The organism is Streptomyces sp. NPDC090119 (assembly GCF_044747085.1).
Classification (GTDB): domain Bacteria; phylum Actinomycetota; class Actinomycetes; order Streptomycetales; family Streptomycetaceae; genus Streptomyces.
Genome location: NZ_JBIVDK010000009.1, coordinates 27,226 through 49,890, shown reverse-complemented (window position 1 = coordinate 49,890; position 22,665 = coordinate 27,226). Strand labels below are relative to the sequence as shown.

Here is a 22,665-nt window from a genome sequence, read left to right as displayed (position 1 = left end):
GTGGACATCGACATGAGCGCCCTGCGGGGCTTGGTCAGGGAGAAGGAGATCTCCTTCGACCTGCTGGTCGAGGCGATCGAGTCGGCCCTCCTCATCGCGTACCACCGCACCGAGGGAAGCCGCCGCCACGCGCGCGTGGAGCTGAACCGCCAGACCGGTCACGTGACCGTGTGGGCGAAGGAGGACCCGGAGGACGTCGAGGAGGGGCAGGAGCGCCGCGAGTTCGACGACACCCCCTCCGGGTTCGGCCGGATCGCCGCCACCACCGCCAAGCAGGTCATCCTGCAGCGGCTGCGTGACGCGGAGGACGACGCCACGCTCGGCGAGTACGCCGGGCGCGAGGGCGACATCGTCACCGGCGTGGTCCAGCAGGGCCGCGACCCGAAGAACGTGCTCGTCGACATCGGCAAGCTGGAGGCCATCCTGCCGGTGCAGGAGCAGGTCCCCGGCGAGACCTACCAGCACGGCATGCGGCTGCGTTCCTACGTGGTCCGTGTCGCCAAGGGCGTGCGCGGCCCGTCGGTCACCCTCTCCCGCACCCACCCCAGCCTGGTGAAGAAGCTCTTCGCCCTGGAGGTGCCGGAGATCGCCGACGGCTCGGTCGAGATCGCCGCGATCGCCCGCGAGGCCGGTCACCGCACCAAGATCGCCGTACGGTCCACCCGTTCGGGCCTGAACGCCAAGGGCGCCTGCATCGGCCCGATGGGCGGCCGGGTGCGCAACGTGATGGGCGAGCTGAACGGCGAGAAGATCGACATCGTCGACTGGTCGGACGACCCGGCCGAGATGGTGGCGAACGCCCTGTCACCCGCTCGGGTGAGCAAGGTCGAGGTCGTGGACCTCGCCGCCCGCTCCGCCCGGGTCACCGTGCCGGACTACCAGCTGTCGCTGGCGATCGGCAAGGAAGGGCAGAACGCCCGGCTCGCGGCCCGGCTCACCGGCTGGCGCATCGACATCCGCCCGGACACCGAGCAGGCCGACGAACAGATCGCCGACTAGGTCACCTTCTTGATCCGGTCCGGGGCACGACAGAACCGGACCGGATCGTGACCGTTCACCACACTGCAACTGTTCGATCTCTACCCCAACAGGGTGAGGTCGGTACGGGGAGGTAGACTTAACCGTGTCTGGCCGGACGCACACCCGAGCATGCCCTGAACGCACCTGTGTGGGGTGTCGGAAGCGGGCGGCCAAGAACGATCTACTGCGGATCGTGATGATCGAGGACGCCTGCGTCCCCGATCCTCGCGGTACGCTGCCCGGCCGGGGTGCTTATGTACACCCGGCACTGGTCTGTCTGGACCAGGCGGTTCGCCGCCGGGCGTTCACGCGGGCACTGCGCGCCCCGCGAGCGCTCGACACAAACGCGTTGCGCCGACACGTCGAGCAGACAACAGTTGCCGAGCAGGCAACACCGTAAGAAGTGCCGTCCGGAACACCGTGGCGGCCTGGTACCTCGCGAGTCGAAAGCAGGTCGAGATTGCGATGAGCACTCGATGAGTACGCGATGAGTACGCCCATGAACTAGCGACGGTCCGGCATCACCCGGACCTCAAAGGAGCGAAGTGGCTAAGGTCCGGGTATACGAACTCGCCAAGGAGTTCGGTGTCGAGAGCAAGGTCGTCATGGCCAAGCTCCAAGAACTCGGTGAATTCGTCCGTTCGGCGTCTTCGACGATCGAAGCGCCTGTCGTACGTAAGCTGACCGACGCCTTCGAGGGTGGCAGCGGCAAGTCCGCAGGCAAGCCCGCCCCGCGCAAGGCATCCCCCAAGCCCGCCGCGCCCGCCCCGGCGCAGGCTGGCCCCTCTCAGGCCGCCCGGGCCACCGGGGACGGTCCGTCCGCCCCGAAGCCGGGCGCCCCCAAGCCCGCCGCGCAGCAGCCCGCTGCCCCGGCGGCTTCCTCGGCTCCCGCGCCGGCCGCTCCCGGCCCGCGTCCGGTGCCGGGTCCCAAGCCCGCGCCGCGCCCGGCCCCGGCCGCCCCGGAGTTCACCGCTCCCCCGGCCGCCCAGGCTCCGCAGGCTCCCGCCGCGCAGGGTCCGCGTCCCGGTGGCGCCCGCCCCGGCGCCCCCAAGCCCGGTGGCGCCCGTCCGGCCACTCCGGGTCAGGGCCAGGGTCAGGGTCAGGGCCAGTCGGGCCGTCCCGGCCAGGGCGCTCCGCGCTCCGGTGGCCAGGCCCCGCGTCCCGGCGGTCGTCCGGCCGGTCCCCGTCCGGGTAACAACCCCTTCACGTCCGGTGGCTCCACCGGCATGGCGCGCCCGCAGGCGCCCCGTCCGCAGGGCGGTCCCCGTCCGGCCGGCGGTCCCGGTGCCCCCGGCGCCGGTCCCCGTCCGCAGGGCCCGGGTGCCCAGGGTGGCGGCCCGCGTCCGCAGGGTCCGGGCGGTCCCCGTCCCGCGCCCTCCGGCATGCCCCGTCCGCAGGGTGGCCCGCGTCCCGGCCCGGCCGGTCCGCGTCCCAACCCCGGCATGATGCCGCAGCGTCCCGCCGCGGGCCCGCGTCCCGGCGGCGGTGGCCCCGGTGGCCGCGGTCCCGGTGCCGGTGGTCGTCCTGGTGGCGGCGGCGGTCGTCCGGGTGGCGGCGGCTTCGCCGGTCGTCCCGGTGGCGGTGGCGGCGGCTTCGCCGGCCGTCCGGGTGGTCCCGGTGCCGGTGGTGGCGGCGGCTTCGCCGGTCGTCCCGGTGGTGGCGGCGGTGGCCGTCCCGGCTTCGGCGGTCGTCCCGGTGGTCCCGGTGGCCGTGGTGGCACGCAGGGCGCCTTCGGTCGTCCCGGTGGTCCCGCGCGTCGCGGTCGCAAGTCGAAGCGGCAGAGGCGCCAGGAGTACGAGGCCATGCAGGCCCCGTCGGTCGGCGGCGTGATGCTGCCTCGCGGCAACGGACAGTCCGTCCGTCTGTCCCGTGGTGCGTCCCTCACCGACTTCGCGGAGAAGATCGGTGCCAACCCGGCGTCGCTCGTCGGCGTGATGATGAACCTCGGCGAGATGGTCACTGCCACGCAGTCCGTCTCCGACGAGACGCTGAAGCTCCTCGCGGACGAGATGAACTTCGTCCTCGAGATCGTCAGCCCCGAGGAGGAGGACCGCGAGCTGCTCGAGTCCTTCGACATCGAGTTCGGCGAGGACGAGGGTGGCGAGGAGTTCCTCGTCGCGCGTCCGCCGGTCGTGACCGTCATGGGTCACGTCGACCACGGTAAGACCCGACTGCTCGACACCATCCGCAAGACGAACGTCGTCGCGGGCGAGGCCGGCGGTATCACGCAGCACATCGGTGCGTACCAGGTCACGACCGAGGTCAACGACGAAGAGCGCAAGATCACCTTCATCGACACCCCGGGTCACGAGGCGTTCACCGCCATGCGTGCCCGTGGTGCGAAGTCGACCGACATCGCGATCCTGGTCGTCGCGGCCAACGACGGCGTCATGCCGCAGACGGTCGAGGCGCTGAACCACGCCAAGGCGGCCGAGGTGCCGATCGTGGTCGCGGTCAACAAGATCGACGTCGAGGGTGCCGACCCGACCAAGGTGCGCGGTCAGCTGACCGAGTACGGCCTGGTGGCCGAGGAGTACGGCGGCGACACCATGTTCGTCGACATCTCCGCCAAGCAGGGCCTCAACATCGAGAGCCTGCTGGAGGCCGTGGTCCTCACCGCGGACGCCTCGCTCGACCTGCGGGCCAACCCGGAGCAGGACGCGCAGGGCATCGCGATCGAGTCCCACCTCGACCGCGGCCGCGGCGCCGTCGCGACCGTCCTGGTCCAGCGAGGCACCCTGCGGGTCGGCGACACCATGGTGGTCGGCGACGCGTACGGCCGTGTCCGCGCGATGCTCGACGACAAGGGCGAGAACGTGGAAGAGGCGGGTCCCTCGACCCCGGTCCTCGTCCTCGGTCTCACCAACGTCCCGGGCGCCGGCGACAACTTCCTGGTCGTCGACGAGGACCGCACGGCACGGCAGATCGCCGAGAAGCGGGCGGCGCGCGAGCGCAACGCCAACTTCGCCCGCCGTGGTGTCCGGTTCTCCCTGGAGAACCTGGACGAGGCCCTCAAGGCCGGTCTGGTGCAGGAACTCAACCTCATCATCAAGGGCGACGCGTCCGGTTCGGTGGAGGCCCTCGAGTCCTCGCTGCTCCAGCTCGACGTCGGTGAAGAGGTCGACATCCGTGTCCTGCACCGCGGTGTGGGTGCGGTCACCGAGTCCGACATCAACCTGGCGACCGGCTCCGACGCCATCGTCATCGGCTTCAACGTCCGCGCTGCGGGCCGCGCGGCGCAGATGGCGGAGCGCGAGGGCGTCGACGTCCGGTACTACTCGGTGATCTACCAGGCCATCGAGGAGATCGAGGCGGCCCTCAAGGGCATGCTCAAGCCGGAGTACGAGGAGGTCGAGCTCGGCACGGCGGAGATCCGCGAGGTCTTCAAGTCGTCCAAGCTCGGCAACATCGCCGGTGTCCTGGTCCGCTCGGGCGAGGTCAAGCGCAACACCAAGGCGCGCCTCCTCCGCGACGGCAAGGTCATCGCCGAGAGCCTCAACATCTCCGGGCTGCGTCGCTTCAAGGACGACGTCACCGAGATCCGCGAAGGCTACGAGGGTGGTATCAACCTCGGAAACTTCAACGACATCAAGGTCGACGACGTCATCGCGACGTACGAGATGCGCGAGAAGCCGCGCGCGTAACGCTGCGCTGTGCGTCGGCCGATGGGACTCCGGTTCTGTCGGCCGACGCGCCGTCCCTGGGGGCTCCGCCCCCAGACCCCCGTCTTTGCTTCACCGTTCAGCCGACAGTTTCGGGTGGTGGGTGGGCATGGGCCGGGGGTCTGGGGGCGGAGCCCCCAGGTCGCACGGAAACCCTGTCGAGCCGATGGCCCATAACGGGTACCGTGCATAGAACCACCGATCCCGAACCGGCGGGTCAACCGGTTGCACATGTACGTGGGGACTCTGTCCTTCGACCTCCTCCTCGGCGACGTCCACTCGCTGAAGGAGAAGCGCTCCGTCGTCCGCCCGATCGTCGCCGAGCTCCAGCGGAAGTACTCCGTGAGCGCGGCCGAGGTGGACCACATGGACCTGCACCGGCGAGCGCTCATCGGCCTCGCCACGGTGTCCGGCGACGCGGCGCACCTCACCGACGTACTGGACCAGTGCGAACGGCTGGTCGCCGCCCGCCCCGAAGTGGAGCTGCTGTCCGTACGGCGGCGCTTCCACGGCGACGACGACTGACCGAAGAACGCTAAGAAGAAGAAAGAACGGGAGACGGACCAGTGGCCGACAACGCTCGGGCGAAAAGGCTGGCGGACCTCATCCGCGAGGTGGTGGCCCAGAAGCTGCAGCGGGGTATCAAGGACCCGCGGCTCGGCTCGCACGTCACCATCACGGACACGCGGGTCACGGGTGACCTGCGGGAGGCGACCGTCTTCTACACGGTCTACGGCGACGACGAGGAGCGGGCGGCCGTGGCCGCGGGCCTGGAGAGCGCCAAGGGCATCCTGCGCTCCGAGGTCGGCCGCGCGGCCGGGGTGAAGTTCACGCCCACCCTGACCTTCGTCGCGGACGCCCTGCCGGACACCGCCCGCAACATCGAGGACCTCCTCGACCGGGCCCGGCAGTCCGACGCCCAGGTGCGCGAGGCGTCCTCGGGCGCCGCGTACGCCGGTGGCGCGGACCCGTACCGCAAGCCGGAGTCCGACGACGAGACGGACGACAGCACCGAATGACAGCCAAGCCCACCCCGCCCGACGGCCTTGTCATCGTCGACAAGCCGTCGGGCTTCACCTCGCACGACGTGGTCGCCAAGATGCGCGGGATCGCCCGGACCCGCCGCGTCGGCCACGCCGGCACCCTCGACCCCATGGCCACCGGTGTCCTCGTCCTCGGTCTGGAGCGCGCCACCAAGCTCCTCGGGCACCTCGCCCTGACCGAGAAGGAGTACCTGGGCACCATCCGGCTCGGGCAGAACACCCTCACCGACGACGCCGAGGGCGAGATCAGCTCCTCCGCCGACGCCTCCCGGGTGACCCGCGAGGCGATCGACGCCGGTGTCGCCAAGCTCAGCGGCGACATCATGCAGGTGCCGTCCAAGGTCAGCGCCATCAAGATCGACGGCGTGCGCTCCTACAAGCGGGCCCGCGAGGGCGAGGACTTCGAGATCCCGGCCCGCCCGGTGACCGTCTCCTCCTTCGCGGTGTACGACGTCCGGGACGCCGTCGCCGAGGACGGCACCCCCGTGCTCGACCTGGTCGTCTCCGTGGTCTGCTCCTCCGGCACCTACATCCGCGCCCTCGCCCGCGACCTGGGCGCCGACCTGGGCGTCGGCGGCCACCTCACGGCGCTGCGCCGGACGCGGGTCGGCCCGTACAAGCTGGACTCCGCGCGGACCCTGGACCAGCTCCAGGAGGAGCTGACCGTGATGCCGGTCGCGGAGGCCGCCTCAGCCGCCTTCCCGCGCTGGGACGTGGACGCCAAGCGCGGCAGGCTGCTGCTCAACGGCGTCCGGCTGGAGATGCCCGACGTGTACGCGGGCGCGGGTCCGGTCGCGGTCTTCGACCCCGAGGGCCGGTTCCTCGCGCTCGTCGAGGAGCAGAAGGGCAAGGCGAAGAGCCTCGCCGTCTTCGGCTGACCGGGCTCTTCCGGAACGCCACGGGTGTGCCCGTGGAGCGGCGGTCACGGGGTACTGCCACACCCGCCGCTCCACGGTCCCCCCTCGGTTCCCCCACCCCTGACGTCTATCCACTCCGCACCGCGTATTCACCCGTCCGGCCGGGCGCTCGGAGTGAACCGGGGGAGCGGAAGGGGGCGCTTTCCCCGTACGCCCTGTTTCCGTGATCATCGCGCCCCTACCGTCGAGATGAGACGCGGGCGCACGTGGGTGCACGGGTGGGGAGGCGGGGCATGGCGGAAGAGGGGCCGCGGACAGGGAGCGGTGACGGGACGGCGGCCGTGGTGCTCGCCCGGTCCGACCCTTTCGGGGACCGTGCGGACGCCCTGGTGCGGATCAGCGACCTCTCCGGGCGGCCGCGCGGCATCGGCTTCCTCGCCGACCACCACGGCACCCTGCTCACCAGCCACGAGGCCGTCGAGGGCCTGCCCCAGCTCGTGCTGCGCGCGGCGGACGGCCGCCCCCGCGTGGTCGACGCCGAGGCCGTGGTCCCGCTGCCCCGGCACGGGCTCGCGCTCGTCCGTACCGAGAACCTGGGCGTGGCCCCGCTGCCGCTGACCGTGCGCGAGCGCATCGAGGCGGGCACCTACGTGCGGATCGCGGCGGGGGGCTGGCGCGCGGCGCGGGTGCTCACCGCCGGACCCGCGGCCTACCCCGCCGAAGGGCGCAGCCTGGTCCTCGCCGACGCGCTGGAACTCGCGCTCGGCACCGCCGCCCGCGACACGCTCCGCCCCGGCGGCGGCCCGACCGGCGGCCCCGTCCTGGACGCCCGCACCGGCGCCGTCCTCGGCGTGCTCGGCGCCACCCTGCGCTCCGCCGTACGGGACTCCGGCTTCGCCGCCCCGGTATGCCCGCCCGGCGCGGCCGACCCCGCGCTCACCGCGCTGCTCGCCCGCAACGCGGCCACCGTCCCGGCCTACGGCGCCGACCTCAACCTCGCCGGAGTCCTCCAGCTCTGCGCCGCCTCCGTCAGCCAGGACGGGCCGCCCGGCACCCTCACCGGACTGGCGGGCATCGTCGAACGGGCGGCGGTGGAGCGGGAGTTGGCCGACTTCACGGCGGGCCCGCATCCCGTGCTCGCCCTCACCGGCGACCCCGGCAGCGGCCGTACGACCGAGCTGGCGGCGCTCGCCGCCCGGCGCCGACGCGGTGACACCCCGGCTCCCACCCTGTGGCTGCGCGGAGCCGACCTCAAGGACACCGACGACTCCGTGGCCGACGCGGTGCGCCGGGCGCTGGAGCGGGCCGCACCGGTCGCCGCCGCCTCCGGTCCCGGTCGCCCGGCCGGTCTCGGCGACCTCGACCCCGAGCGGGCGGCCACGCTCGCGGCGCGGGAGGGGCGCCCGCTCCTGCTGTGCCTGGACGCCCCCGAGGAGATGCCCGCCGCCCTGCTGCCCGCGTGGGCCAGGGAGAGCGACGCGTGGCTCCGTGCCACCGGGGCCCGGCTGGTGCTCGCCTGCCGGGACGAGTTCTGGGAGAGCGCCGCCGAAGTCCTCCCCGCCCGCCTGCGCCTCGATGGGCTCACCAGGCAGGAGGCCCGCGCGGCCCGCTCCCGGCACGGCATCCCCGACGGCGCCCTCATCGACGCCGACGCCCGGCATCCGCTCGCCCTGCGCCTGCTGTCCGAGGTCCGGGCCGCACTCCCGGCCGACGCGCCCCTGGGGCCTGTCCGCGAAGTCCCGCCCGACTCACGACGCCTGGCACGCGCGCTCGCGGCGTCGTCGGGATCGCCCGCCCCGTACGAGGGCGACCCTCCGCCCTGCGATCGCACGCAGCGGACGCCGCGAGCCCTGCCCTCCTGGCCGACCGCGCTGCTTCGCGGACACGCCCCGGGCCCGCTGGACCGGCACGACGTCTTCGCCGCCCACCTCGACCTGAAGTGCCTGCGCGTCGCCGAGCGGATCGCGGGCGCCAACGGCCTCGCCGACACCGCCGTACGACGCCTCGCCACCAGGGTCGCCGGTCAGGTGCACGAGGCCGCCCGGCGTGCCCTCGGGCACGGACAGGGCGTGCTGGACCGGGAGACCTTCGAGGCCGTCTTCCCGCACGGGCGCGCCCCGGCCCGGCTCGGCGGGGCCACCGGGTGGGCGTCCGCCGTCCTCGCCGAGGGGCTGCTGATCCACTCCGGCAGCGGCTACCGCTTCGCGCACGAGGAGTTCGCCGACTGGGTCCAGGGCACGCATCTCGACCTGGACGAGGCGCTGCACGTCCTGGTCCACCGCCCCCACGCCGAGCGTCCGCCCGGTGTGCTTCCGGTGCCGCACCACCGGATCGGGCCCGTCGTCCAGGCCCTGCTGCTCCTCGGCCGCCGCCGCGGACCCCGCCAGCTCGCCTTCCGGCTGCGGGAGCTGGCCGACGCCCTCGATCTGGACCCCGGCTCCTGGTGGGCCGCCCGGCTGCTCACCCGGACCCTGCTGCGCACCCCGGACGCGCTGCCGTACCGGGAGGTGCTGCGCTTCCTCGCCGACCGCGTGGTGGCCTGGCGGCGCGCGGGCCACACGGTGCCCGCCGAGTTCGGGCCCGCCTTCTGGACCGCGCTCGCACTCCCCGACACCGAGCGGTACGCCCTGCTGCGACGACTGGTGCTGGCCGACCCGGCCGTCCCCGAGGGCGCGGGGGAGCGGTACCTGGACGCGGTGGCCCGGCTGCTCGCCGCCGACCCGGCCGCGGGCCAGCCGCACCTCACCCGCTGGTTCGAGGACGAGTGCCCGTTGCCCGCCACCCCGCACGCCACCGTGGCCACCGCCGCCCAGGCCCTGCTGCACACCCATCGCCACGGCGCGCTCGACCACCTCACCGAGGCCCTGATCGACAGCGGCCACCGCAGAGCCGTCGAGCTGCTCGCCGTCCTCGCCGAGGACGAGCCCTCCGCCGCCTGCCGTGCCGTCGACCGCTGGGCCCGGTACGAGGACCCCGACCACCGGGCCACCGCCCTGGTCCTCGCCCGCCGCACCGCACCCCACGCCGGGACCCCCGCCGACCACACCCTGCTGCGCCGCGCCGCCCGGGCTCTGCTGGCCCGCCCCGCCGACCGGGCCCTGCACGGCGGCGCCCTCGCCCTGCTGGCCGTCGACCCGGTCAGCCGCGACCAGCACCTGCCGCGGGCGCTGCGCCACTTCACGGCGGGCGACAGCGGCCTGCCGCCGACCGCCCTCCTCCCGGCCCTGGCCACCCACCCCGACACGGTGCTCGACGCCTTCCGGACCCGGCTGCGCCGCGGCCCGGACCCGGCCAGTGCCTTGCGCGCCCTGGCCGACGTCACCGATCCGGCGCTCGCCCGCCGCGTCGCCGTCCTGGTCCGGGAGACGATCGCGTCCCGCCCGGAGACCGCGCCCCTCGTCGCCGAGTACGTCGACCGCCGCCTCGGGCACGGCCCCACCGCGCGCGCCGAGCTGCTGCCCCTGCTGACCGGGCTGCTCGGCAAGGGCTTCGAACCGGTCCGCGCCGCCCTGGCCGCCGTCCTCGTCGCCCCCGGCACCCCGGCCACCACCCCGCTGCGCCGCGAACTCCTGGACCTGCTGCTCGCCCACGAACGGGACCGGGACGTCCTGGTCGCGGTGATGGGCGCGGCCGCCGCCCTGCTCGACGGCGACGGTGACGGCGACGGCGACGGCGACCGTGACGGCGCGGGCCCGGTGCAGGAGGAGGCCCGGGGGCTCGTCCACCGCACCGCCCGGCTCCTCGGACGCACCCCCGAGGGCGCCGATCCCTGTCTGACCGGCCTCGTCCGCGAGCTGCCCGGCTTCGCCGCCCGGCTCGCCCACTGGCTGGCGGACACCCCGGACGACTGGACTCCCGTCGTCGGCCCCGGCGCCCGGCGCGCGATCGAGGGGCCCGCCGGGACGCCCGTACCGGCGTGAGCAGGGATTTCGGACGTGCGCCCGGTCACACGAGGCGTACCGATGCGAGCCCCTGTGACCGGACATGGCACTCTTGGACCTGCACAAGAGTCAGACACGGACACGGGTTCGAGGAGCGGTCACAGTGCAGCGCTGGCGTGGCTTGGAGGACATCCCCCAGGACTGGGGGCGCAGCGTCGTCACCATCGGGTCCTACGACGGTGTCCACCGCGGCCACCAGTTGATCATCGAGCATGCCGTCGACCGCGCCCGCAAGCTGGGCGTCCCGGCCGTCGTGGTCACCTTCGACCCGCACCCCAGCGAGGTCGTCCGGCCCGGCAGCCACCCCCCGCTGCTCGCCCCGCACCCCCGCCGCTGCGAACTGATGGCGGACCTCGGGGTGGACGCGGTGCTCGTACTGCCCTTCACCACCGAGTTCTCGCAGCTGTCCCCGGCCGACTTCGTCGTCAAGGTCCTGGTCGACAAGCTGCACGCCAAGGCCGTCGTGGAGGGCCCGAACTTCCGCTTCGGGCACCGCGCCGCCGGCACCGTGGACTTCCTCGCCGAGCAGGGCCGGGTCTACGACTTCGAGGTGGAGATCGTCGACCTGTACGTCACCGGTGAGGCGGGCGGCGGCAAGCCGTTCTCGTCCACGCTGACCCGCAACCTGATCGCCGAGGGCGATGTCGCCGGGGCCCGCGAGATCCTGGGCCGCCCGCACCGGGTGGAGGGCGTGGTCGTCCGGGGCGCCCAGCGCGGCCGCGAACTCGGCTTCCCCACGGCCAACGTGGAGACCCTGCCGCACACCGCCATCCCCGCCGACGGCGTCTACGCCGGGTACCTGTACGCCCAGGGCGAGACGATGCCCGCCGCGATCTCGGTCGGTACCAACCCGCAGTTCGAGGGCACCGAGCGCACGGTGGAGGCGTACGCCATCGACCGCGTCGGCCTCGACCTGTACGGGATGCACGTCGCCGTCGAGTTCCTCGCCTATGTGCGCGGCCAGGCGAAGTTCGACTCGCTGGAGGGCCTGCTGGAGCAGATGGGCGCGGACGTGGAGCGGTGCCGGGAGATCGTGGCCGCGGACGCGTAGTTCCGCCTCGCATGGAGAAGGGCGGCCGGTGCACTGAGCACCGGCCGCCCTTCGTTGTCTCCCGCTACGGCTGCGGGGGCGTTTGCGGCTGGCCGGGGTACGGCGGGTACTGCTGGGGCTGGCCGGGGGCGCCCTGCGGCGGGTAGGGCTGGCCCTGCGGCTGCTGCGGGTACGGCTGGGGCGGGTACGACTGCTGCCCCGGTACGAACGGCTGGCCGGGCTGCTGCGGCGGGTACGGCTGGCCCTGGGGCTGCTGCCCCGGCATCGGCGGAGCCGCGACCGGCGGCGGGTTGCCGTCCCGGGTCCACAGCCCGTGCGCCTGCTGATGCCGTACGAAGTCCTCGGCGACCATGGCGGCGAGCGTGAAGTACGCCTCCCGCACCTTCGGCCGCATCATGTCGAGGTTCACCTCGGCACCGGCCGACAGATGCTCGTCGAACGGCACCACGACGACACCCCGGCACCGCTGCTCGAAGTGCGACACGATGTCATCGACCTTGATCATCTTGCCGGTCTCGCGGACCCCGGAGATGACGGTGATCGACCGGGAGACCAGGTTGGCGTAGCCGTGCGCGGACAGCCAGTCCAGCGTGGTGCTGGCGCTGCTCGCGCCGTCCACCGAGGGGGTGGAGATGATGATCAGCTGGTCGGCGAGGTCCAGCACCCCGCGCATCGCGCTGTACAGCAGACCGGTGCCGGAGTCGGTCAGGATGACCGGGTACTGCCTGCCGAGCACGTCGATCGCGCGCCGGTAGTCCTCGTCGTTGAACGTGGTCGACACGGCCGGGTCGACGTCGTTGGCGATGATCTCCAGACCGGAGGGCGCCTGCGAGGTGAACCGGCGGATGTCCATGTACGAGTTCAGATGCGGGATCGCCTGCACCAGGTCCCGGATGGTGGCGCCGGTCTCCCGGCGCACTCGGCGGCCGAGCGTGCCCGCGTCCGGGTTGGCGTCGATGGCGAGGATCTTGTCCTGCCGCTCGGAGGCCAGGGTGGAACCCAGCGCGGTGGTCGTGGTCGTCTTGCCGACCCCGCCCTTGAGGCTGATCACCGCTATCCGGTAGCAGGACAGCACCGGGGTGCGGATCAGCTCCAGCTTGCGCTGCCGCTCCGCCTCCTCCTTCTTGCCGCCCAGCCTGAACCGGGCCGCGGCCGCCGCGGGACGCCCGCTGCGCGTCTTCTGCCGCTTGTTGTTCAGCAGCCGGTCGGAGGACAGCTCCACGGCCGCCGTGTAACCCAGCGGCGCGGCACCCGGATGCGTCTGCTGCCGCTGGTCGTGCTGCAACGGCTGCGGCCACGCGGCACCGGCCCGCGGATCGGGCGCCTGCCCCTCCGGGCCCTGCGGGAAGCCGTAACCGGTCGGCGGAGCGGGGGAGTTGGGGGGCTGCGGAGAGTCGGTCTGCTGCTGAGGGAAGCCGTATCCCGGGGGCGGGGTGGGCCCGGTCGGGGGCTGCTGGGGCGCGCCCTGCTGCTGCGGGAAGCCGTGCGAGGGCGGCTGGGCCGGGTTCGCCGGAGGCTGCGGGGAGGTGGTCTGCTGCTGCGGGAAGGTGGAGCCGGGGGGCGGGGTGGGTCCGGCCGGGGGCTGCTGCGGTGCGCCCTGCTGGGGCGGGAAGCCGTAACCGGTGGGCGGGGCCGGGGGGTTGGGGGGCTGCGGGGAATCGGTCTGCTGCTGGGGGAAGCCGTACCCCGGCGGCGGGGTGGGCCCGGTCGGGGGCTGCTGGGGCGTGCCCTGCTGAGGCGGGAAACCGTAACCGGGCTGCTGGGTGGGCGGGTTGGGCTGGGCCTGGTTCGGGAAGCCGTAGCCCGGCGCGGCGTTGGGGGCGGCCGGGGGTGGCTGGGGTGCGCCCTGCTGGGGCGGGAAACCGTAACCGGGCGGGGGAGTGGGCGGGTTGGCGCCCGTGGGCCGCGCGGGGGCGCCGGACTGGTCCCAGGCGGCGGGCGCGGGCTGGGGCGGGTGCGGCGGCTGCTGCGGTGGCACCGGCGCCTGGCCCTGCGCGGGCGCGTGCTGCGGCTGACCCGGCATGGGCCCCGCCTGCGCGGGCCACTGCGCCGCCGGGGCGGGCGCGGCGGGCTGGTACGACGGGGGCAGCGGGGGGACGCCCTGCTGCGGGGCGGGCGGGGGAGTCCAGGCGGCGGGAGCCTCGGCGGCCGGGGCCTCGGGGGTGGTGGGCTCGGCCTCCGGGGCCTCCGGCGCGTCCTCGCGGTCGGCTTCAGCGTCCGGGGTCTCGGCCTCCGGGGCTTCGGCCTCCTGCTCGGGGGAGGTCTCGGTGTCGGGGGCGTCGTCCTCGGTGGGCTCGTCCTGGGCGGACTCCCCCTCGGTCACGATCTCCTCGGCCTCGGCGGTGTCCTCGGCCTCAGCCTCGGCGGCGGCGCTCGACTCGTCGCCGCTGTCCTCGGCAGAGGCAGCGGCAGCGGGAGTGTCCGCGTCCGCGCCGGGCGCGCTCTCAGCGACCTCGTCGCCCCTGTCCTCGGCCGCCTCGCGCTCCGCGATCTCCCGCTTCAGCGCGGCGGCGGAGAAGCGCATGGTCGCGCCGGACTCCAAGTCCCCGTTCTCCGGCTCCGGTTCGGGAGCGGTCGCCGGAGCGTCCTCGGCCCGCTGCGCCTCGAACCCCGTGGGAAGCCCCGGCACCGGCGCCGGGTTGCCGACCGGCGGGGCGGGCGGCGCGTACGGCGCACCGGGCGCGCCCACCGGGGGAGACGGGGCGAACGGCGCACCGGGCGCGGGCGGTGTCGCGGGGAACGGGGGCATCGGTGCGGGACCGGGCTGACCGGACCCGTCGGCCCCATCGCCGCTCGCCGGAGCAGACGGAGCGTAGGGCGCACCGGGTCCGGGCGGCGTCGCGGGGAACGGGGGCATCGGTGCGGGACCGGGCTGACCGGCGCCGTCGGTCCCATCGCCGCTCGCCGGAGCGGACGGAGCGTAGGGCGCGCCGGGTGTGGGCGGCGTGGCGCGGGACGGCGGAACCGGACCGGGCTGACCGGCACCGTCCGTACCGTCACCGCGCGCCGCGGCCGGAGGCGCGAGCGGCGCACCGGGCTGGGGCGGCGTGGCTGAGAACGGCGCCGGACCGGTCGTACCGCCACCCGCCGAGCCGCCGGAGGCACCCGCGCCGGACGACGACGCGTTCTGCGTGTACCAGGCGGGCGGCGCGTAGTCGATGGTGAACTCGCCCGTGTTCTCGACGGCCGACTCCGCGTCGGGCTGGTCGTCGTCGGGTGTGGCCCAGCCCCCGCGCATACCGTCCCGATCGCTGCTCACAGTTCCTCCTGGTGTGGTCGAGCACTTTCATCGCGTGCCGGGGCCGACCGGGTAGAACGACAGCCCGGCCCACCGGTCCTCCCCCAGGGACGGCGCCCGTCCACAGGTTTCGGCAACGCGCCCGCTCCCAGCCTAATCACCACGAGCCCCACCCCGGCAGGCCCGGTTCATCCTCGGAACGCTCAGAAAGCGAACAAAGCGGGCGAGAAAGGTCGGTTCAGTCCATCCGGCGCGGGTTGCCCAGCAATCCGATCTCGGCGTCGGTGGGCTGGGTCAGCACGTACTGCCGGTCCCGGTCGGTACACCACAGGGTGACTCCGTCGGGCAGCCCCGGCAGCGACTCGACCTCGGCCCGCGACAGCCCCATCGTGCGCCCCAGCTCGGCCGCCTCGTCCGGCGAGACCCGCTGGATGCCGGTGAGCCGCGCCTGCCGCAGCAACCGGGGCGCGACCGGGGAGAGATACGGCAGCAGCGTCACCACCGACTGCCAGGGCCCCGCCGCCACCCGCCCGCGCGGCGGCCGCATCCCGCAGTCCCGCACCACCAGCACCGGCGTGCCCGCGGACGCGCCCTGCGGCGGTACCCGGCCCACGTCGTACACCGAGAGCCCGTTCTGCCCGCCGCCCATGGCATGCACCATCTGCATCCACGCCTGCGGGCGGCCGGTCTCCACCGCGACCCGCGCGCCGGTCGCCGCCGTGCGCAGCGCCAGCACCTGGGCCGTCCACAGCTCGCCGATCAGCACCACGTCGTACGGAGTGGGCCGGTTGACGCCCAGCACCGCCGGGCGCCCCTCGGTGTCCACCCCGGCCACCACCCCGTCGTCCCCGATGGGCAGTGCCAGCGCGTCCAGTTCGGCGGCGGGCAGGAGGTGGCGGCCGTGCCGGGGGCCGATCAGCCCGAACCCCCGCCGCAGCCGCTCCCCGGCCCGGCGCAGCCCGGACCCCGCACGCGTCGCCTCCGCCCGCGTCGCCTCCGCGTCCGGAGCGCCGGTCGTCCGTGTGGTCGTCATCGCGCGCCTCCCAGCGGCAACGTGGCCAGCATGCCCGGCAGTTGCTCACGGTCCAGCCGGGCGAGACCCGCACCGGCGTGCCGGGCCGCGCCCTCCAGCGAGCGGCGCGCGGCCACGAGTTCCTCGTCACTGCGCCCCGTCACCCGCAGATGACCGGTCAGCGACACCTCCTGGCGCTCCGCCCGCGCGAGCGTGACACTGAAGGTGGTGGCCAGCGCCGGAGTCGCCGTGACCAGCGCCACGAACTGCGGCAGGGTGTCGCCCCGTTCACCGCCCAGCCGGGGCCAGCGCCGTATCCAGTACGTGGTGTGCCGACGGTTGTCACAGCGCCAGCCCCGCCCCGACTCCTCGGTGCGCCGCTCGCGCCGCTCACCGCGCCCGGCCTCGGCCGTGACCAGCGGGTTGGCGCAGGCCGAGGTGGCGAGCGCGCCGATCAGCTCCTCCTCGTCGAGGATGGTCGCCCGCATGCCCGCGCCCGTCAGCCGACTCGCCAGATGGTCCGCGACCCGCGCCACGCACTTCTGCGCCCCCGCGAGCCCGCCCCCGCGCGCGGCCACCGCCTCCGCGCACAGCTCGGGGTCGAGCTTCAGCGCGATCCAGGTGATCCGCACCGCCGGAGCCCCCGTCTGCTCCTGCAGCGGAAGGTAGTTGGCGACGGCCACCGACTGCTGGGGCAGATGCAGCGCGGGCGCGGGCTGGGTGTGCAGCACGACCTGGGCCGACTCCAGCCGGATGCCGTCGACCTCCAGCGCGTCCCGCACCAGGGCCAGCGGCAGCGGCTGGCGGTCGCGGTCCGCGCGCAACGCCGTCGCGTCGGCCTCCACCTGGAGCACGGCGGTGAGGAACGTGCCGTCACCCACCATCCCGACCGGCCGCCGGTCCCGTACCCCGTACGAGTACGTCCGCAGCGCGGGCTCGCACTCGAGCGCGGGCACCAGCGCGGGCTCCGTGCCCGGCGGGACGGGTGTGTTCCGGGCGCGCTGTTGACGCGCCCTCAACGCCCGTGCGGTGAAGAGCCATTCGGGCAGCGTCCGCCCACGGCGGCGCACCACGGCCAGCAGCACCAGCGCGACCGCGACCAGCGCGGCGGGCACCAGCGCGAAGGGGGAGATCACCCAGCCGACGACCAGGACGGCGACGGCCAGCTCGAGCAGCACGAGCCGTTGCAGGCGAAACGATCCGACCTGCCCACCCGTCGTCCGGAAGTGGGTCCCGCCGGGAGTCGGCGGAGTCCGCGACTCCGCCGAGGCGCCGCCCGGCCCCGGCTCGGGCGCGCGAGGCTCTTCGGCCCGCGCCCGGCCCCGCGAGCGCGACCGCGTAACGGAAGCCATCACCGAATCCCCCCGTATCACTCACAACTCACAGGTCCCGGCATCCCATTCGGGCCCCTCGAAGGCCCCGGTACCCTACCCGCTCCACCAGCACCGGCGGCCACCATGCATAGTAGAGGGCCGGTCTGACATCGCGGCGCGGGACCGGTGCCCGCCACTGCGACAACGGGGAGAAGCAGGCACTTATGGCATCACGGCGGGATGAACTCAACGCCTACACGTTTGCGAAGAGGCGCACCCTCGCGGCCTTCCTCCAGCCCTCGCCGTCCGGGTCCGAGGAAGGCGCCCCCAAGCCGCTGCGCGCCCTCGTCCCGACCATGGTCGCGGGCGCGCTGACCCTGGCCGCGTTCGGCGCCTGGGGCATGTTCCAGCCCACCGCCCCCTCCGGCTGGGACAAGCCCGGCACCCGCGTCATCGTCGGCAAGCAGTCCACCACCCGGTACGTGGTCCTCAAGACCGGCAAGACCACCCGCCTGCACCCGGTGCTCAACCTCGCCTCCGCCCGCCTGCTGATGAACGACGCCGGCTACCAGGTCATCCAGGTCAGCGACAAGATCCTGGACTCCGGGAAGCTGTCGCGCGGCCCCATCCTCGGCATCCCCTACGCCCCCGACCGGCTCCCCGCCGCCGACGACGCGGGCACCGCCAAACGCTGGGCCGTGTGCGACCAGCCCGGCGGCAAGGGCGAGACCGTCCAGCAGGCCACCTTCGTCCTCGCCCGGCGGGACGCCCCCAGGACGGAGGGCGCGGGCCGCCTCGACGGCGGCGACGTGCTCTACGTCAAGACCCGCACCGGCGCTCGCTACCTCGTCGACGCCCACGGCACCGCGTACGCCCTCACCGGCACCGAGAACGACCCGCTGACCAACGCGCTCGTCGGCAGCCGCAGCCCCCAGCTCGTCACCAAGGAATGGCTCGCCACCCTCCACCAGGGCGCCCCCATCCGCTTCCCCCAGCTTCCCGCGAACGTCGGCACCCCCGCTCAGGTCCCCGGCCAGCTCGCCCCCGAGGAGAACAAGGTCGGCATGGTCCTGCGGACCGAGACCGGCGAAGGCACCCGGCACTACGTCGTGCTGCCCGGCAAGGTGCAGCCCATCAGCGACTTCACCGCCTGGCTGCTCATCACCTCGCCCCAGACCGCCAAGCTGGACATGAACGGCGAGGCCCGCACCGTCGGCCTCCAGGACTTCACCGCCGACCCCGCCCCCTTCGCCGGACAGCCCGCCGACTGGCCCCAGCACCGCGCCGACCAGGTCAACTCCGCCGACTCCGCCTCCGGCCGCGACACCGTGTGCAGCGTGCTCCGCGAGGTCTCCGGCGCCAACACCACCACCCTCAGCACCTGGGCGGGCAAGGACTACCCGGCCGAGATCACCGCCGACGGCACCAGCACCTACGTCACCCCCGGCACCGGCGAGCTCTACACCCAGAGCCAGGGCACCGCGACCACCGCGGGCGGACTCTTCCTGGTCACCGACACCGGGCTGCGCTACGCCGTACAGAACAACGGCGACAGCGACAGCCGCACCTCCGACATCGGCGCCCAGGACAAGAAGACCTCCGACGGCACCCCCGAGCCCAGCGAGGCCCAGGTCAAGCTCGGCTACGAGAACGTCCGGCCCGCCAAGGTGCCCGCCGCCTGGTCCGAACTGCTCGCCAAGGGACCCCGCCTCGACACCAACGGCGCCCGCCAGCCGCAGGGTTCGTGAGCGCGCACGTCCCACGCGACGACAACACGATGAGGAGCGCCGTAGGAGTGCTGCCCGCGAAGGCAACCCTGCTGACCGCCGCCGTACTGCTGACCACCCTCGGCACCGCCCCACCCGCACCCGCCCTCCACCTGGACGGCAGCGGCGAATGCACCTTCCCCGCCAAGACTGTCAAGGGCACCCCCTGGTCCCTCCAACGCGTCCTGCTGGACGAGCTGTGGCGCGGCACCGACAAGGGCAAGGGCGTCCGGGTGGCCGTCATCGACACCGGCGTCGACACCAAGAACCCCCAGCTCACCCCGGCCGTCGACAAGGCGCTCGGCCGCGACCTCCTGACCAAGGGCAAGGGCGCCGACCCCACCGACGACCAAGTGGGCCACGGCACCAAGGTCGCCGGGATCATCGCGGCCCGCCCCCGCGCGGGCACCGGCTTCGTCGGGATCGCCCCCAACGCCACCATCATCCCGATCCGGCAGAACGACGCGCAGAGCAGCGGCGACTCCGACTCGATGGCCCAGGCGATCGACCACGCCGTGGCCAAGGGCGCCGGTGTCATCAACATCTCGCAGGACACCACCAAACCGCTCTCCGGCACCTCCGCCCTCGCCGGAGCCGTACGCCGGGCCATCGCGCGCGGAGCCGTGGTGGTCGCCTCCGCGGGCAACGACGGCCTCGACGGCCAGGTCAAGAACACCTACCCGGCCGCCTTCCCCGGCGTCCTCGCCGTCGCCTCCTCGGACCGCAACAACGAACGCGCCCCCTTCTCCCAGGCAGGCTCCTTCGTCGGCGTCGCGGCCCCCGGCGTGGACATCCTGTCCACCGTCCCCGGCGGCGGCCAGTGCACCGACAACGGCACCAGCTTCTCGGCGCCCTTCGTCGCGGGCGTCGCCGCCCTCCTCAAGGAGAAGCACCGCGACTGGAGCCCGGCCCAGATCGTCACCCGCATCGAGCAGACCGCCGAACGCTCGGTCAACGGCCACGACAACTTCGTCGGCTGGGGCGTCGTCGACCCCGTGCGCGCCGTCCAGGACTCCGACCTCGCCGCCGCGCCCGCCAGCCCCACGCCCGACCCCGGCCTGTCCAAGGCCCCCGTGCCCGACGTGGCGCCCTTCTCCCTGGCCGAGTCCCCCCAGGAGCGCGACCGGCGCTACGCCACCTACGTACTCGGCATCGGCGTCATTCTCGTCGCCGTCATCGCGGGCACCGCCATCGTCACGCGCGACCTGCGCCGCCGCCGAAAGGACCCCGCAGCGTGAGCTTCGGCCCGCCCCCGTCCGTCTACACCGCGTCCGCGCAGTCCGCGGACAAGACCCGGGTCAGACGCCGTAGACGCCTGCTGGGCGGCGTGGCCGCGGCCGTGGTCGCCGGCGCCCTCGTGATCGGCGCGGTGGCCCTCTGGCCGTCCTCCGGCGACGACCAGAAGAACGCGGCGACGGTGAAGCAGGCGCCGGACGAGGTGAGCGAGACGCACGAGAAGCCCCCGGCCTCCCTCGACGGCGAGCTCGGCGTCCAGCACGACGAGGAGAAACTCACCTCGGACACCCGCTACGGCCCCGGCCTCTGGGCCACCGACACACTCGCCGTACGCGGCGTGCGCAACCGCCTGGAGGGCTACAAGTACACACCCGGCTACGACACGACGGCCTGGTCCCTCACGCTGGACGGCCACCTCTGCGCCACCAGCCGGGACATGACGGCGGACCACCGCACCGCCGTCGTCGTCCAGCCCGACCACAGCGGCGGCTCGGGCGACGACGCCGTCTGCGACGAGGTGGTCATGGTCGACCTGGACACCGGCAAGAAGCTGTGGCAGCGGACCATCCCCGGCGCCGACTTCGCCTACGTCACCAACACCAACCTCGCGCTCACCAAGGGCGTCGTCGCCATCGCGTGGGGCCACGGCTCGGCCGCCTACGACATGGCGAACGGCAAGAAGCTGTGGGGCGCCTCCACCGCCGCGGACTGCCAGGACCAGGGGTACGCGGGCGGCCGCGCGCTGCTCGCCCTGGTCAAGTGCGGCCGGTCCGGCGACGCCACCTACCGGGTGCAGAAGCTGGACGCCCGCACCGGGAAGCCCCGTTGGACCTACCAGGTCTCCAAGGGCGTCCAGGGGGTCTACCTGCCCTCCGCGGACCCGCCCGTACTGGCCGTGGAGGCCGGGGACATCGACGTCACCGACCTGATCACCCTCGACGGCACCGACGGCCACCGGGCCGCCACCATCTCGATGAGCGGCTACGAGCCCCTCTGCGGCGCCTCCGTCTCGTACTTCGGCGTACTCGACAAGTGCCCCGGCCTGGTCGTCGGGCGGGACCGGCTCTACGTCATGTCGAAGGAAAGCTTCGGGGAGGACGAGCCCGCCGACCGCATCGTCGCCTTCGACGTCGAAAAGGGCATCATGAAGGGCAAGTTCGAGGGACGCCCGTTCCAGAACGTCGTCCCGCTGCGCGCCGACGGCGACAACCTGATCCTCTACCGCCGCAGCATGGACACCATCCGGCCGGCCGCCGTGGTCGCGTGGAACTCCGGTACGGACAAGGAGACCCCGTACCTCTACTTCCACCTCCCGGAGGACGAAGAGCCTCCCCTCAGCGACCCGGAGCGGTCCCACATCGTGTACGCGCACGGGCATGTCTTCTTCGCCCCGCGCGAGATGGAACGCGACGACAAGGACGCGAAGATCCCGGTGCTCTCGGTCCTGGGCGTCGGGTCGGTGGGGCCGAAGCACTGAAGGAACCGGGATGACGAGAGAAGGCGGGAGAACCCCTGGGGCCCGCCCGCCTTCCTCCGATCCCCGTGTGGTGCGCGTCCCTACTCGGGGGCGGCCTCACGCTCCCGCTCGGCCTCCTCGATGGCCGCGAGCCCCCCGTTGCGCTCGGTGGGCTTCAGGTCGAACTCCCCGTCGCGCGCGCCGAGTACGAAGGCACGCCACTCGGCCTCGGTGTAGCGCAGCACGGTCTCGGGTTCGAGCGAGGACCGCATGGCCACGGCGCCGTCGGGGAGGTAGGCGATCTCCACCCGCTCCTCGTGCTCCTCGGCACCGGGCGCGCAGTGCCACGCGACGCCGGAGATGTCGAGGGCGTACAGCTCGTCGCGCTCACGATCCTTGCGCGCCTTCATCTCCTCAGCCGTCTCCGTCATGACGCGGCGACCCCTTTCAACGCTCCGTGGTGACAGTAGCCGTCACGGTACCGGTAGCCGGAACTCCCGTATCTTGACTTTGCAGTTGGAAGGGCCACGCGAAATGACTAGAGTGGCTGCGGGTGCCACGACTGTGGTACCGCACGGGGGCGGTGCGACGCTGCGATCACGCGGCGCGTGAACACGCAGCAGGTCTTGCCCGCCAGGAGGGCCGGAACTTCGGTTCCGGCGGACCCGTCGCGGTGGTGAAGGTCACCGTCGCAGCAAGAGGAGGGCAAGCAGGTATGGCTTCGGGCGTTGACCTCAGCGCACATGCGCTCACCGGACTCGCGAACGACATCCGGGACTTCCACCACCAGGTGAGCGAGCGCGTGACGTCCCTCAACCGGGTCGTCGACATGATCCAGGCCGGCTGGAAGGGCGCGGCGGGCAAGGAGTTCGACACCGTCCAGCAGGGTGTGAACAAGAACCTCAGGAAGCTCCAGGACGACCTCGTCGACCTGGAGGAGGCGATGCGGGCGAGCGTCGGCGGATTCACCGACCAGGAGCAGGAGCGGATCTCCGACATCCGCAAGGTCGACAACTCCTACCAGGTCACCAGCCGCATCACGGACCTCGCCTGATCCTCAGGCCCGCATC

The 22,665-nt window shown here is 73.5% G+C and carries 16 protein-coding genes; 12 read left to right on the top strand and 4 right to left on the bottom strand.

Annotation, left to right across the window (positions count from 1 at the left end; all coding sequences use genetic code 11):
• The 8 genes from nusA to ACIPPM_RS30235 all read left to right on the top strand — a co-directional run bounded on the left by nusA (nt 1) and on the right by ACIPPM_RS30235 (nt 11,574).
• Nucleotides 1-999, top strand: a complete 999-nt coding sequence (gene nusA / locus ACIPPM_RS30270) for a transcription termination factor NusA (RefSeq protein ID WP_401453542.1) — start codon at nt 1-3, stop codon at nt 997-999.
• Nucleotides 1,000-1,123: 124 nt separating this feature from the next.
• Entirely contained in the window at nt 1,124-1,420 is a 297-nt protein-coding gene (locus ACIPPM_RS30265) for a YlxR family protein (RefSeq protein ID WP_393606410.1), read from the top strand.
• A gap of 145 nt (nt 1,421-1,565) precedes the next feature.
• Nucleotides 1,566-4,664, top strand: coding sequence for a translation initiation factor IF-2 (infB, locus tag ACIPPM_RS30260; RefSeq protein WP_401453540.1), 3,099 nt, complete (start codon nt 1,566-1,568; stop codon nt 4,662-4,664).
• Between the two features lie 249 nt (nt 4,665-4,913).
• On the top strand, nt 4,914-5,207 hold the full coding sequence (locus ACIPPM_RS30255; protein WP_030817206.1) for a DUF503 domain-containing protein: 294 nt from the start codon (nt 4,914-4,916) through the stop codon (nt 5,205-5,207).
• Nucleotides 5,208-5,248: 41 nt separating this feature from the next.
• On the top strand, nt 5,249-5,701 hold the full coding sequence (gene rbfA, locus ACIPPM_RS30250; RefSeq protein WP_361652229.1) for a 30S ribosome-binding factor RbfA: 453 nt from the start codon (nt 5,249-5,251) through the stop codon (nt 5,699-5,701).
• Nucleotides 5,698-6,603, top strand: a complete 906-nt coding sequence (gene truB, locus ACIPPM_RS30245) for a tRNA pseudouridine(55) synthase TruB (RefSeq protein ID WP_401453537.1) — start codon at nt 5,698-5,700, stop codon at nt 6,601-6,603. Before rbfA ends, truB begins: the two co-directional genes overlap by 4 nt.
• A 272-nt stretch (nt 6,604-6,875) precedes the next feature.
• Nucleotides 6,876-10,502 (top strand): trypsin-like peptidase domain-containing protein, encoded by a 3,627-nt coding sequence (locus ACIPPM_RS30240; protein ID WP_401453535.1) that lies wholly within the window; start codon nt 6,876-6,878, stop codon nt 10,500-10,502.
• A gap of 124 nt (nt 10,503-10,626) precedes the next feature.
• Complete coding sequence (locus ACIPPM_RS30235; protein WP_401453533.1) at nt 10,627-11,574, top strand: bifunctional riboflavin kinase/FAD synthetase; 948 nt, start codon at nt 10,627-10,629, stop codon at nt 11,572-11,574.
• Nucleotides 11,575-11,638: 64 nt separating this feature from the next.
• Here the strand turns inward: ACIPPM_RS30235 and ACIPPM_RS30230 are convergent, their stop codons facing one another.
• The 3 genes from ACIPPM_RS30230 to eccE all read right to left on the bottom strand — a co-directional run bounded on the left by ACIPPM_RS30230 (nt 11,639) and on the right by eccE (nt 17,176).
• Nucleotides 11,639-14,833 carry an SCO5717 family growth-regulating ATPase gene (locus tag ACIPPM_RS30230; protein ID WP_401453531.1) on the bottom strand — a complete coding sequence of 1,065 codons (3,195 nt, stop codon included), beginning with the start codon at nt 14,831-14,833 and terminating at the stop codon, nt 11,639-11,641.
• 217 nt (nt 14,834-15,050) lie between these two features.
• The gene (locus ACIPPM_RS30225; protein WP_401453529.1) at nt 15,051-15,845 is read right to left on the bottom strand and encodes a hypothetical protein; all 795 of its coding nucleotides are present in this window, start codon (nt 15,843-15,845) and stop codon (nt 15,051-15,053) included.
• On the bottom strand, nt 15,842-17,176 hold the full coding sequence (eccE, locus tag ACIPPM_RS30220; RefSeq protein ID WP_401453527.1) for a type VII secretion protein EccE: 1,335 nt from the start codon (nt 17,174-17,176) through the stop codon (nt 15,842-15,844). Before eccE ends, ACIPPM_RS30225 begins: the two co-directional genes overlap by 4 nt.
• Nucleotides 17,177-17,361: 185 nt before the next feature.
• Here eccE and eccB point away from each other — a divergent pair, with 185 nt between their 5' ends.
• From eccB to ACIPPM_RS30205, 3 genes are read left to right on the top strand one after another with little or no spacing between them, the layout of a single operon-like run.
• The gene (gene eccB, locus ACIPPM_RS30215) at nt 17,362-18,885 is read left to right on the top strand and encodes a type VII secretion protein EccB (RefSeq protein ID WP_401453525.1); all 1,524 of its coding nucleotides are present in this window, start codon (nt 17,362-17,364) and stop codon (nt 18,883-18,885) included.
• A gap of 29 nt (nt 18,886-18,914) precedes the next feature.
• Nucleotides 18,915-20,141 (top strand): type VII secretion-associated serine protease mycosin, encoded by a 1,227-nt coding sequence (gene mycP, locus ACIPPM_RS30210; protein WP_401453523.1) that lies wholly within the window; start codon nt 18,915-18,917, stop codon nt 20,139-20,141.
• Nucleotides 20,138-21,616: a PQQ-binding-like beta-propeller repeat protein gene (locus tag ACIPPM_RS30205; RefSeq protein ID WP_401453522.1), complete on the top strand. Its 1,479-nt coding sequence runs from the start codon at nt 20,138-20,140 to the stop codon at nt 21,614-21,616. Before mycP ends, ACIPPM_RS30205 begins: the two co-directional genes overlap by 4 nt.
• Nucleotides 21,617-21,696: 80 nt before the next feature.
• On the opposite strand, the gene ACIPPM_RS30200 is transcribed toward ACIPPM_RS30205, so the two are convergent.
• Nucleotides 21,697-22,026: a DUF397 domain-containing protein gene (locus ACIPPM_RS30200; protein ID WP_401453520.1), complete on the bottom strand. Its 330-nt coding sequence runs from the start codon at nt 22,024-22,026 to the stop codon at nt 21,697-21,699.
• 284 nt (nt 22,027-22,310) lie between these two features.
• Here ACIPPM_RS30200 and ACIPPM_RS30195 point away from each other — a divergent pair, with 284 nt between their 5' ends.
• The gene (locus ACIPPM_RS30195; RefSeq protein WP_384363600.1) at nt 22,311-22,649 is read left to right on the top strand and encodes a WXG100 family type VII secretion target; all 339 of its coding nucleotides are present in this window, start codon (nt 22,311-22,313) and stop codon (nt 22,647-22,649) included.
• Nucleotides 22,650-22,665 lie beyond the last annotated feature (16 nt).